The organism is Lysobacter sp. F6437 (genome assembly GCF_052547215.1).
The window spans coordinates 1,721,767-1,732,904 of record NZ_JBQWRB010000001.1; the positions used below are offsets into that span (position 1 = coordinate 1,721,767).

At 64.5% G+C, this 11,138-nt stretch carries 10 protein-coding genes; 2 read left to right on the plus strand and 8 right to left on the minus strand.

Annotated features, from left to right (window positions below; translation table 11 throughout):
* Nucleotides 1-160: 160 nt before the first annotated feature.
* The 5 genes from ung to rhlB all read right to left on the minus strand — a co-directional run bounded on the left by ung (nucleotide 161) and on the right by rhlB (nucleotide 5,322).
* Nucleotides 161-868, minus strand: coding sequence for a uracil-DNA glycosylase (gene ung / locus ACT9F5_RS08000; RefSeq protein WP_445119353.1), 708 nt, complete (start codon nucleotides 866-868; stop codon nucleotides 161-163).
* Between the two features lie 145 nt (nucleotides 869-1,013).
* Nucleotides 1,014-1,841, minus strand: a complete 828-nt coding sequence (locus ACT9F5_RS08005; protein WP_445119354.1) for a response regulator — start codon at nucleotides 1,839-1,841, stop codon at nucleotides 1,014-1,016.
* A 10-nt stretch (nucleotides 1,842-1,851) separates the two neighbouring features.
* A complete protein-coding gene (gene ftsX, locus ACT9F5_RS08010; RefSeq protein ID WP_445119355.1) occupies nucleotides 1,852-2,796 on the minus strand; it encodes a permease-like cell division protein FtsX in 945 nt (314 codons plus the stop codon).
* On the minus strand, nucleotides 2,793-3,479 hold the full coding sequence (gene ftsE / locus ACT9F5_RS08015; protein ID WP_445119356.1) for a cell division ATP-binding protein FtsE: 687 nt from the start codon (nucleotides 3,477-3,479) through the stop codon (nucleotides 2,793-2,795). Before ftsE ends, ftsX begins: the two co-directional genes overlap by 4 nt.
* Nucleotides 3,480-3,546: 67 nt before the next feature.
* The gene (gene rhlB / locus ACT9F5_RS08020; RefSeq protein WP_445119357.1) at nucleotides 3,547-5,322 is read right to left on the minus strand and encodes an ATP-dependent RNA helicase RhlB; all 1,776 of its coding nucleotides are present in this window, start codon (nucleotides 5,320-5,322) and stop codon (nucleotides 3,547-3,549) included.
* A gap of 225 nt (nucleotides 5,323-5,547) precedes the next feature.
* Between rhlB and trxA the strand changes: the two genes are divergently transcribed.
* Entirely contained in the window at nucleotides 5,548-5,874 is a 327-nt protein-coding gene (trxA, locus tag ACT9F5_RS08025) for a thioredoxin TrxA (RefSeq protein WP_445119358.1), read from the plus strand.
* A gap of 324 nt (nucleotides 5,875-6,198) precedes the next feature.
* A complete protein-coding gene (gene rho / locus ACT9F5_RS08030; protein ID WP_445119359.1) occupies nucleotides 6,199-8,037 on the plus strand; it encodes a transcription termination factor Rho in 1,839 nt (612 codons plus the stop codon).
* 122 nt (nucleotides 8,038-8,159) lie between these two features.
* Here the strand turns inward: rho and ACT9F5_RS08035 are convergent, their stop codons facing one another.
* From ACT9F5_RS08035 to ACT9F5_RS08045, 3 genes are all read right to left on the minus strand, one after another.
* The gene (locus ACT9F5_RS08035; protein WP_445119360.1) at nucleotides 8,160-8,444 is read right to left on the minus strand and encodes a hypothetical protein; all 285 of its coding nucleotides are present in this window, start codon (nucleotides 8,442-8,444) and stop codon (nucleotides 8,160-8,162) included.
* Nucleotides 8,445-8,492: 48 nt separating this feature from the next.
* Nucleotides 8,493-9,266 carry a hypothetical protein gene (locus ACT9F5_RS08040; protein ID WP_445119361.1) on the minus strand — a complete coding sequence of 258 codons (774 nt, stop codon included), beginning with the start codon at nucleotides 9,264-9,266 and terminating at the stop codon, nucleotides 8,493-8,495.
* A gap of 1,119 nt (nucleotides 9,267-10,385) precedes the next feature.
* Nucleotides 10,386-11,099 carry an energy transducer TonB gene (locus ACT9F5_RS08045; protein WP_445119362.1) on the minus strand — a complete coding sequence of 238 codons (714 nt, stop codon included), beginning with the start codon at nucleotides 11,097-11,099 and terminating at the stop codon, nucleotides 10,386-10,388.
* Nucleotides 11,100-11,138 lie beyond the last annotated feature (39 nt).

Consider the following 11,138-nt stretch of genomic DNA (forward strand, 5'->3'; position numbering starts at 1 on the left):
TATGGGTGAGTGCTAAGGCTCCGGCGGGGCTTCAGCATCCCATTCACGGAACAATCAGCGGTATTTCGAAGATGAATCGTGCACCGTTGGACGTAAGGTCCGGGTCAAAAGTTTCAATGCCCGCTGACTGTCTCGCCGCCGCCCTTCCCCGGGGACGGGCTCAGGCCAATTCCAGCGCGGACACCGGAGGCAACGACCAGTCGATCGGTGCCTGCCCCTGGCGGGCCAGGTACTGGTTGGCGGCGGAAAAATGGCCGCAACCGAGGAAGCCCCGGTGCGCCGACAGCGGCGAGGGGTGCGGCGCCTTCAATACCCTGTGGCGCTGGCGGTCGATCATCGCGCCCTTTTTCTGCGCGTAGCTGCCCCACAGGAGGAACACCAGGCCTTCTCGCTCACGGTCAAGCGTCTCGACCACGTGGTCGGTGAAGCCTTCCCAGCCCTTGCCGGCGTGCGCACCGGCCTGGCCGGCCTCGACCGTCAGCACCGCATTGAGCAACAGCACGCCCCGGCGGGCCCACGGCAGCAGGCAGCCGTGGTCGGGGCGGGTGATGCCGAGGTCGCGCTCGATTTCCTTGTAGATGTTGAGCAGCGACGGCGGCACCGGCACCCCGGGGCGGACCGAAAAGCACAGGCCGTGGGCCTGGCCGGGGCCGTGGTACGGATCCTGGCCGAGGATCACCACCCGGGTGGCGTCGAACGGGGTGGCGTCGAACGCGGCGAAGATCTCCGGGCCGGGCGGGAACACACGCGCCCCGGCGGCCTTGCGCTGGCGCAGGAACCCGGCCAGCGACTGCATCTCGTCACGCTGCAGGTAGTCCCCGATGCGTGCCTTCCAGGAGGGTTCGAGCTTGATCCGGTCGTCGGTCATGCCTGCGAAAGAACTCCCCGCCCTTGTAGGAGCGGCTTCAGCCGCGATCGGAAAATCGTTCGCCCGGGCCGACTCCCCATCGCGGCTGAAGCCGCTCCTACAAAAGCAAGTGCACAGGCGTCCACAAATGCCCTCGGCAACACGCTCACGCCAGCTTGGCGAGGCGAAGCTGGAACAGCGTCTTGGTCACCAGCAGGCGCTCCTCGATCGGCTTCAGCACCAGGTCGTTGGCGCCGGCACGCAGCAGTGCGCTCTGGTTGTCGGCGTTGGCGTCGCCGGTCATCACCAGCACCGGCAGGCGGCGCTTGCCGTATCCGAAATCGTTGCGTACCCGGTCGAGCAGGTCCTTGCCCTCGAGTTCCCCCTTCAGGTAGACGTCGGTCAGGACCAGGTCGGTGCCCGGATCGTCGGCGCCGCGCTGGCCTTCGAGGTACTCCAGCGCCGACTCGACATCGACGAAGTGCAGCACCTGCATCTGCTGGCGCTCGAGCATGCGCTTGGTCGCCAGCGCCACCACCTTGCTGTCCTCGACGTACAGCACGCGCGCTCCGGGGATTGGCGCAGGCTGCACGTAGCCGCGGATGAATTCCGCCAGCGCGGTGTGGCCGAGCGATTTGTCGAAATAATCGGTGACGTCCTCGGTGAACTGGCGCGACTCCAGGTGCGACTGGGCGTCGGCGGAGACCACGATCACCGGCACGTAGGCCTGCCCCGCGGCCTCGCGCACGGCGTGGGCCAGCGCGATGCCGTCGCCGTCCGCCAACGCCAGCGAGGTGGTGACCAGGTCGACCGGGCCGGCGGCAAGCGCGGCGCGCGCTTCGCTGATGTCGGCGCAGGGCACGACCTCGACGTTGTCCAGTTCGCGTACCAGCACGTCGCCGATCAGCTTGCGTACCAGCTTCGAGCCATCCACCACCATCACCCGCGGGGCGGCGGCGGCGACGTGGCGCAATTTGTCGTCGTTCACGGTCATGCGTGCGCGCTCATGTGTCGGTGGGCCGGGTCTGGCGCAGGTAGTGGCCGGTGACCAGGCCGGCGCCGATCCAGCCGAGCACGCCGGCGCCAAGGACAATGGCAAGTGCCGCCAGCGGGCCGAAACCCTGCAGCGCGAAGTCGCTGCCGTAGCTGCGCGCGAGGGCGGCCAGCGGCGCGCGCAACGACAGGTCGGCGGCGGTCAGCAATGCGAGCGCCAACGTGCCGGCGACCACCCCGTAGCTCAGGCCGAGGTACAGGAACGGTCGGCGGATGAAGCCGTCGGTGGCGCCGAGCAGTTGCAGCACGCCGATCTCCTCGGTGCGCTGCTGGATATCGAGACGCACGGTGTTGCCGACCACCAGCAACGCACCGAACCCGAGCATCGCCGCCAGCACCCAGGCCAGCCGGCCGCCGAAGCGCAGCCAGCCATCGAGGCGTTCGCGCCATTCGGCGTCGTGCTGGACGATGTCGGTCTCCGGCAATTGCTGCAGCGACGCCGCCAGCAACGCCTCGTCGCCGCTCGGGCTGACCACCAGCAGGCTCGGCAGCGGGTTGCCGTCGAGGCTGGAAATCGTCTCGCCCAGGCCGCTGGTGTTGCGCAGGTCGGCCAGGCCCTGCTCCGGGGTGTGGTGCTCGACCGCGGCGACGTCGGCGCGAGCGCGTAACTCGTCGGCCAGTTCGCCGGCGCGCTCCAGGCTGATTTCGGGTTTCAGGAACAGGCTGATCTGGCGCGCGTCCTGCACGTCGCCGGCAAAGCGTTCGACATTCGCCAGCGCCGCCCACAGGCCCAGCGGCAACGCCAGCGCCACCGCCATCACACCGATCGTGAGCGCGGTCGACCACGGCTTCTTGAGCATCCGGCCGACGCTGGCGACGAGGCTGTAGACGTGGTGGTCAAACCAGCTGCCGAAGCGGGACTGCGATCGTGGTGCAGGGCTGTTGCTCACGCTCATTCGGCGAGATCCTCCGGCGCGATGTCGTCCACCAACTGGCCCTGGTTGAGCACCAGCACGCGCTTCTTCATCCGCTTGACCAGCGCCAGGTCATGGCTGGCCACCAGCACGCTGGTGCCGCGCTCGGGCAGCGCCTCGAACAGCGCCATGATCTCGGCCGACAGGGTCGGGTCGAGGTTGCCGGTCGGTTCGTCGGCGACCAGCAGCGCCGGTTCGCCGACGATCGCGCGGGCGATGCCGACGCGTTGCTGTTCGCCTGCGGAAAGTTGGGTCGGCAGCGCCTGCGCACGCGCGCCGAGGCTGACCCGGTCGAGCACTGCGCGCACCCGCTTGTTGATCTCGGCGCGGCGCAAGCCCTGCAGAAGCAGCGGCAGGGCGACGTTGTCGGCGACGCTGCGGTCGGCCAGCAGCCGATGGTCCTGGAACACCACGCCGACGTTGCGCCGGTGCAGCGCGACCTTGCTGCCGCGCACCCGCAGCAGGTTCTGCTGGCCGAACAGCACCGCGCCGCGGCTGGGCCGTTCGGCGAGGTGGATCAGTTTCAGCATGGTGGTCTTGCCGGCGCCGGAATGGCCGGTGAGGAACAACATCTCACCGGTACCGACCTCGAAGCTGACTTCGCGCAGCGCCTGCTGGCCACCGCTGTACTGCTTGCTGACGTTGTCGAAGCGCAGAACGCTCATCGCGCACCTGTCGAAGACGATGACGCCAAGTATCGGCGGCGGCGGCGGTGATGGCTACCGCGACGCGTCAGTGTTGCGAATTCGGTCCGCGGGTCACCATCGACTGCAGGCCGCGCTTGATCCGGTCGAGCAGGCCGGGCTTCTCGCCACCCTTGTCGGCGACGGGTTTGGCGACCGGCTTCGGCTTGTTGGCCGCGACCTGGGTGGCCTTGCCGCTGCCGGCCGGGCTGCGTGTGGGTTTCGGCTGCGCCGGCTGGCTGGCGGCGGTGTCGCCGGCGCCCTCGATCTTGCGGCCGCCGCGGCGACGACGACGCTTGCGCGGCGGGCGCTGCGCCTCGCCGTCGGCACCGGTCGGGACGCCGTCGGTTGCGGTTGCCGCGGTTTGCGGCCGCGCGCCGGACGCCACCGGGCTTCCGTCCTTCGCCTCCGCGGTGACGGCAGCATCGGAACCGGACGCACCGTCGCGACGCGGACGTCGTGAACCACGCCCGCCGCCCTCGCCGCGCCCACCTGCGCCGCGGCTACCGGAGCCCGAGCCGCCGCTGCGGCCGCGACCGCCACCGCGACGCTCCTCGTCAGCCGCGCGCTGCTCGCGCGCCTCCTTGAAGATCGCGCCGACGCTTTCCTGTTCCTCGCCCTCGGCCGGCTCACGCTTCGGGCGCGGCTTCGCCACCAGCAACTCGGCCCCGACCGGTGCGGTCGGCACTTTCTGCTCGATGTAGGCCTCGATGTCCGGCAGGCTCATCGCATAGCGCTCGCAGGCGAAGCTGATCGCGTCGCCCTCGGCGCCCAGCCGCGCGGTGCGGCCGATGCGGTGCACGTAGTCCTCGGCGTCGAACGGCAGGTCGTAGTTGTAGACGTGGCTGACGCCGTCGATGTGCAGGCCGCGGGCGGCGACGTCGGTCGCAACCAGGATCTCCAGCTGGCCCTTCTGGAACTTCGCCAGCAGCGACTCGCGCTTCTTCTGCGGCACGTCACCGCTCAACACGCCGACCCGGTAGCCACCGCGCTCCAGCGCGCGCGCGACCCGCTCGACCCAGACCTTGGTGTTGACGAACACCATCGTGCGCGCGCCCTCGCTGCGCGACAGCAGGCCCAGCAGCAACGGGATCTTCTCCTCGTCGGACGGGAAGTACATCAGCTGGCGCACGCTGGAATTGGTGATGAACTCGGACTCGACCACGAGCTTCTCGGGCTCGTTCATGTGCTCGTAGGCCAGTTCCAGCACGCGGTGGCTGAGCGTCGCCGAGAACAGCAGGGTCTGCCGCTCGGTGCGGATCGGCATGCGCCGCAGCAGGAAGCGGATGTCCTTGATGAAGCCGAGGTCGAACATGCGGTCGGCCTCGTCGAGCACGCACATCTCGCAGGCGTGCAGGCTGACCACCTTGTGCTGCTTGACGTAGTCGATCAGCCGGCCCGGCGTGGCGATGATCACGTCGACGCCCTGCTGCAGCAGTTCGCGCTGCTTGTCGTAGTCGACCCCGCCGTAGACCAGCGCGAACTTCAGGCCGAGCTCGCTGCCGAACTTGACCGCGTCCTTGTGGATCTGGATCGCCAGTTCGCGGGTCGGCGCCAGGATCAGCGCGCGCGGATCGCCGGGATTCCGCTCGGCCAGTGCCGGCCGGGTCAGCAGGCGGTTGATCACCGCGACCAGGAACGCCAGCGTCTTGCCGGTGCCGGTCTGGGCCTGGCCGGCGACGTCGCCGCCCTTCAGCGCGACCGGCAGGGTCATCGCCTGGATCGGCGTGCAGCGGGTGAAGCCGGCGCCCTCCAATCCGGCCAGCAGGCTGGGGTGCAGGTCGAACGAGGAAAACGCGATATCGGTCAGGGGCTTGTCGCTCATGCGGTCATTCATCTCGGGTCTGGGAGGTCCCACGCGCTGCGCTAATGGGCGTGCTTGCGTGGGTGGCGTCGGCGAAGCAGACTGCCGGGGTCGGCCAGTTTCATCCCTGACCGCAGCGTGCGGAGGCCTTGAATGCCGCCGCGAAACGCCCCAGTTTAACGCAACACCCACCAAAAGCCCGGCCGGCCCGCGTCCGCCGGCACCCGCCCCACGCAGGAGAGCCTTGTGAGCGATAAAATCATGCAGGTCGGCGACGCCGACTTCGATAGCGCCGTGCTGCAGTCGTCCGAACCCGTGCTGGTCGACTTCTGGGCCGAATGGTGCGGCCCGTGCAAGATGATCGCCCCGGCGCTGGACCAGCTGGCCGAGGAGTACGCCGGCAAGGTCAAGATCGCCAAGGTCAACGTCGACCACAACCGCGCCACCGCGATGAAGTACCACGTGCGCTCGATCCCGATGCTGCTGCTGTTCAAGGACGGCCAGGTGCAGGAGACCCAGATCGGCGCGGTCGGCAAGGGCCAGCTGGCGCAGCTGATCGACAAGGCGCTCTGAGCCTTGCGGGTCGGCCCACCGCCGACCCTTCCCGTGATTTTGTAGGAGCGGCTTCAGCCGCGATCGCAAGTCGGACGAGCGGCCAGGCATCCGATCGCGGCTGAAGCCGCTCCTACAGGGGTCCCTCCCCGGCGCTGCGACAAAAATCATGAACAGCCCGGCATCGCCCCGCTTGCTGCGGCCCGGCAGCAATGCTAGTTTCACGAAACCCGGCGTGTAACAGGCGCCGCACCCCTTCTAGAACATCACTTAACCAGTGACCACGTCCCCGACGTTCCGCTCGCCATTCGCGCGAGCGCTCGCCGCTTAGCGAGGAATACCCGCTTGTCCGATAACACCCCCGACGCTGGCGATACCGCCGAAAAGCGCGTGCGCAAGCCGCGTGCGAGCAAGGTCGATACCGCGCCCGCAGCCAGCAAGACCGAATCGGCCAAGGCCGATACGCCGAAAGCCGAGCCCGTGAAGGGCGAACCCGCCAAGAGCGAGCCCAAGTCCGCTCCGGCCGAAGCCAAGCCGGCTGCGCCGAACGCCGGCGAAGCGGCCGCGCCCGCGCCGAAGCCGGCCGCGACGCCGCCCCCCGCCAAGGCCGAGGCCGCTGGCGGCGGCGAGTCCGCGCCCTCCGGTAACGGCAACGCGCCGCGCGCCGAAGGCCAGGCCAACCAGCCGCGCGACAGCCAGGGCCAAGGCCAGAACCAGGGCCAGAACCAGCAACGCGGCGGTGGCGACCAGGACGGCGGCCGCGGCAACCGCCGCGAGCGTTTCCGCAACCGCCGTGAACGTGGCGGTGGCGGCGGTGGTGGCGGTGGCAACCGTGGCAACCGCGACGGCCTGCCGAGCGATGACGGCGTCAACGAAAACTTCGTCCCGCGCCCCAACCCGCAGGTCCCCGAGGGCTTCCCGGTGTACTCGCTGGGCGACCTCAAACGCATGCCGGCCCACAAGCTGCTGGAGATCGCCGAGCAGCTGAGCATCTCCGAGGGCGTCGCCCGCGCGCGCAAGCAGGACGTCATCGTCGCCGTGCTCAAGGTGCTGACCCGCCACGGTGAAGGCGTCGCCGCCGACGGCGTGCTGGAGATCCTGCCCGACGGCTTCGGCTTCCTGCGCGCGGCCGAGGCGTCCTACCTCGCCGGCCCGGACGACACCTACATCTCGCCGAGCCAGATCCGCCGCTTCAACCTGCGCACCGGCGACCACCTGTCGGGCCGCATCCGCTTCCCGAAGGACGGCGAGCGCTACTTCGCGCTGTCGATCGTCGACACCATCAACGGCGAGCCGCTGGAAGCGTCCAAGAACAAGGTCCTGTTCGAGAACCTGACCCCGCTGTTCCCGCGCCGCAAGTTCACGCTGGAGCGTGGTGACGGCTCGACCGAGGACATCACCGGCCGCATCCTCGACCTGATGGCGCCGCAGGGCAAGGGCCAGCGTGCGCTGATCGTGTCGCCGCCGAAAGCCGGCAAGACCATGCTGATGCAGCAGGTCGCCACCGCGATCACCCACAACCACCCCGACGTGCACCTGATCGTGCTGCTGGTCGACGAGCGGCCCGAGGAAGTCACCGAGATGCAGCGCACCGTGCGCGGCGAAGTGGTGTCCTCGACCTTCGACGAGCCCGCCGGCCGCCACGTGCAGGTCGCCGAGATGGTGATCGAGCGGGCCAAGCGCCTGGTCGAGCACAAGAAGGACGTGGTGATCCTGCTCGACTCGATCACCCGCCTCGCCCGCGCCTACAACAACGTGCTGCCGAGTTCGGGCAAGATCCTGTCCGGCGGCGTCGACGCCAACGCCCTGCACCGGCCCAAGCGCTTCTTCGGCGCCGCGCGCAACGTCGAGGAAGGCGGCAGCCTGACCATTATCGCGACTGCGCTGATCGATACCGGCAGCAAGATGGACGAGGTGATCTACGAGGAGTTCAAGGGCACCGGCAACTCCGAGGTCCACCTCAACCGCCGCATCGCCGAGAAGCGCGTGTACCCGGCGATCGACATCAACCGCTCCGGCACCCGCCGCGAGGACCTGCTGATCGAACCGGAGCTGCTGCAGAAGATCTGGATCCTGCGCAAGCTGCTGCACGGCATGGACGAGATCGGCGCGATGGAGTTCCTGCTCGACAAGATGAAGACGACCAAGTCCAACGACGAGTTCTTCAGTTCGATGAAGCGCTGAGTCGCGTCTTGTTCGCAGCAAAAACGCCCCGCAATGCGGGGCGTTTTTGTTTTTCGGACGGCTAAGTCAAAGCACAGTGCCGACTAAAGGTCACTGCGATATCACCAACCACTAACGCCGTCCTACTTACCCCTTCCTCGCATGGCGAGAACAAAAGATAATGTTGCACCCAATACTGCCAAGCCACCAGTCACCAGCAGAGAAACCCCAGCGAACGTCATCAAGTTAAAGTAAGGGATACCTCCCAACAAGAGCGCCAGAAGGCTTATGTCCGCCAACGGCAACAAAACCAAAGCTGATATTCCTGAATTAAATCCAATGCCTGAGCGCCGGCCTCTATTTAGGCCAACGATAGCAAGCGCCACTACGATGACGTTGACTAAAACTAATGAGAATATAAGAATCATTTCAAGCTTCTTTTTCTAAGCCAGAAATATTTAAGTAGTTTATCAAATTCATTCATGACCGGCACGCTTCATGTCTTGATACTGCACATGGACGATATCGAGCCGAAGATCCGGCTGAGCTTTGCTAAACAAGTGCAATATCTGTTTAGCACGCAAATCACCGCGATCACTGGCGAGCATTATTCCAGCCGCCAGAGGCTCCGGCATTCCAAGTTGCACCGAGCTGACTTTGCCATAAACATATGCGGAAAACGGATCCCGCCCTCCTTTTAAAGCCGTAGCCGCCTGGACAGTTGCATCAATAGCGATTCTCTCAACTTCCGGTGCTCGCTCGCCGAATCTGCCAGAGGCCAACTCTACTCTTTGGATCAATCTATCGGCGTAAAATAAACGAGCCATTTTTTCGTTGGCATGCACTCGCTTCTCGATCTCATAGTCACTCATTTCTTGGAACGCAAGCCACTCTTTCGGCTTTGGAAATCCCGCCTTGACTAAGGCGTCATACTCCTGGGGTGAGCTGAATTCCAAGAGACCCATATAACGATGATTGGCTCTCGTTAACACCTCTCGTTCCTCATGCGAAAGTATCGATAGCAATTGCCCCCAAGAAGCCGCAGGGGGCGCCTCCCCCGCAAGCCGTTCTGCATTTCGATTTGACATCCCTCCAGCCTGCTCACTTGGCTGCAGAGGTATCTTTGAGCTTGCTTGTACTCGGACATCAGCACTATGATCAGATCTTTCTTTACTCTTTTCGCAACTACCCAGCACCGAGACAAGGCCAATAGAAATCAGCACGCAACACACGGAATTTAAGGTGTGCATTCATTTTGCCTCATGTCCATGGCCCAAAGAGCATACGACCGATCCGCTAACGTAGAATCATAGTGATCGCCCGCTACGTCTGTACTCACTGCAGCATGATACGCGCTTGATAAACCCCGGCACGCTCCCCACCCGCTTGTGTTGGTCACCGCTTCACAAGCAGTGTTCATGTCGCTCTGGAAACTAATATCGCACCACGTTCGATCGCTGCCTGATCCCCAGCAGCCATCATGCGCATCACATGCGTTTTCAAAGCTGACCCCAGGATAAGGCGCGTTCAGATCGCCCGTGTAGACACTCCCATAGCCCAGCCCCACGATCTGGCTTAAAAACCAGTTTTTGGAAGGACCTATCCCGCATCCATTCGGCTGCCAAGCAGCTTGTCCTGGCACTGGGATACCTGAAGACGCAGGTGGCTGACTGAGACTACAACTTTGCGGCTGCTTTGACGCAAGCGTTTGACAGAACCGTGCACCGTTCAGGGGTAAGTCTTCCTGAGGGAACGTGTCGTACATCCTCAGGTACTCCGCAAACATGCGAGCTGATTCTTCTTGAGCAGAACTCAAGCACGCACCGCTCATGCAGACGAGAGATCCACCATCTTCACGCTCTCCGACAACTGTCACGGGCGGCACATCGTGTATGTCCGCAAAGGCATACAGGCCGGTTAGTAGTATCGGAATCATTTGCAACAAGAGCGAGCTTCTTCTCAAACTTGATGTATATATTTTTCATTCCTACTTCCCCTTTTAGCTTCCAAGCAAATAGCGCCGTCCATTTCTCCCGTACTTGCCCGGCGCCACACAATCTCAAGACGGGTGGTCTTTTAGGGTGATAGATGACTACTTTGTTTCGTCATGAAAAATTAAATGGCCTATAGAAAAGCGCAATGGCACACACTTTTCATAAGCACAATCATGCCAGCTATATACCTAGGTATCTGCTGCACGTTTGGCATGGAGCCCCATGAACTGGAGCCAAACATATACTTCCCCCTCGCGCAACTCGAGAAGTCGAACCGACGACGAGTTCTTCAGTTCGATGAAGCGCTGAGCCGGATCAAGCAGTTCACACAAAAAAGCCCCGCAACGCGGGGATTTTTCAATGAAGATGCCAACCTCAGTTGGTGGCCAGCCGCTTGAATGGGCTATCCAGTGCGACAGTTCGATCCTGTTCGGCTTCTTTTCCCAGCGCGACCTGGCACGACGGGGATTCCGGCGTGCCTTCCTGTTCCGGAAGGCGCCGGCCGATATGAAATTCCACCGGGACACTCAGCCGCGTTGCCACCGGCTGGCCAGCAATCAATTCGGGTTTATGGGTCGACTTTTCGATCCAGTTACGAAGCGATGACCGGAAGTCCCTCGCATGCGGGCCGGAGCCCTCGATTGCTTCGACCACCGCAGTGCCATCGGGCTCCACCCGATAGGTCACGTTGAAGTCGCCCCCGACCTGTGCAGCAAGCGCGTCCATCGGATAGCGCGGCGCCGGGAAGCTCAACTTGAGGGGCCCGTTCCCGTTGTACTGGAACGCCAGTCGGTAGCCGCCGCCAACGATCGGTACCGCGCACGCACCGAGTCGCACGTACGTCACGCCTCCGACCCGCACCCCGTCGAGGACCGGCGCCTTGAACTTCCAATCTCGGACTGTGGCTTCGAGCGCTTGACCGATCGCGACGGGCAGAGTCGCATCCTCTTGCACGTCGACCACGTTGCCTGCGGCATCGACCTCGACGCGCGCGTTGCTTGAAAACACGACCAATCCGTCCGACGGCGGTTCGCTCGCGGCGGCCGAACCGGCCATCAACGCTGCGAGGCACAGTGTGGCGATACGCATCGGGTTTCCCTCCCCAGGGTGATTGCGGGATCTTAGAGT

Coding starts and splice junctions, on each gene's coding strand:
- ung (WP_445119353.1), bottom strand. CDS start 868: ATGACCGACGACCGGATCAAGCTCGAACCCTCCTGGAAGGCACGCATC.
- ACT9F5_RS08005 (WP_445119354.1), bottom strand. CDS start 1,841: ATGACCGTGAACGACGACAAATTGCGCCACGTCGCCGCCGCCGCCCCG.
- ftsX (WP_445119355.1), bottom strand. CDS start 2,796: ATGAGCGTGAGCAACAGCCCTGCACCACGATCGCAGTCCCGCTTCGGC.
- ftsE (WP_445119356.1), bottom strand. CDS start 3,479: ATGAGCGTTCTGCGCTTCGACAACGTCAGCAAGCAGTACAGCGGTGGC.
- rhlB (WP_445119357.1), bottom strand. CDS start 5,322: ATGAGCGACAAGCCCCTGACCGATATCGCGTTTTCCTCGTTCGACCTG.
- ACT9F5_RS08035 (WP_445119360.1), bottom strand. CDS start 8,444: ATGATTCTTATATTCTCATTAGTTTTAGTCAACGTCATCGTAGTGGCG.
- ACT9F5_RS08040 (WP_445119361.1), bottom strand. CDS start 9,266: ATGCACACCTTAAATTCCGTGTGTTGCGTGCTGATTTCTATTGGCCTT.
- ACT9F5_RS08045 (WP_445119362.1), bottom strand. CDS start 11,099: ATGCGTATCGCCACACTGTGCCTCGCAGCGTTGATGGCCGGTTCGGCC.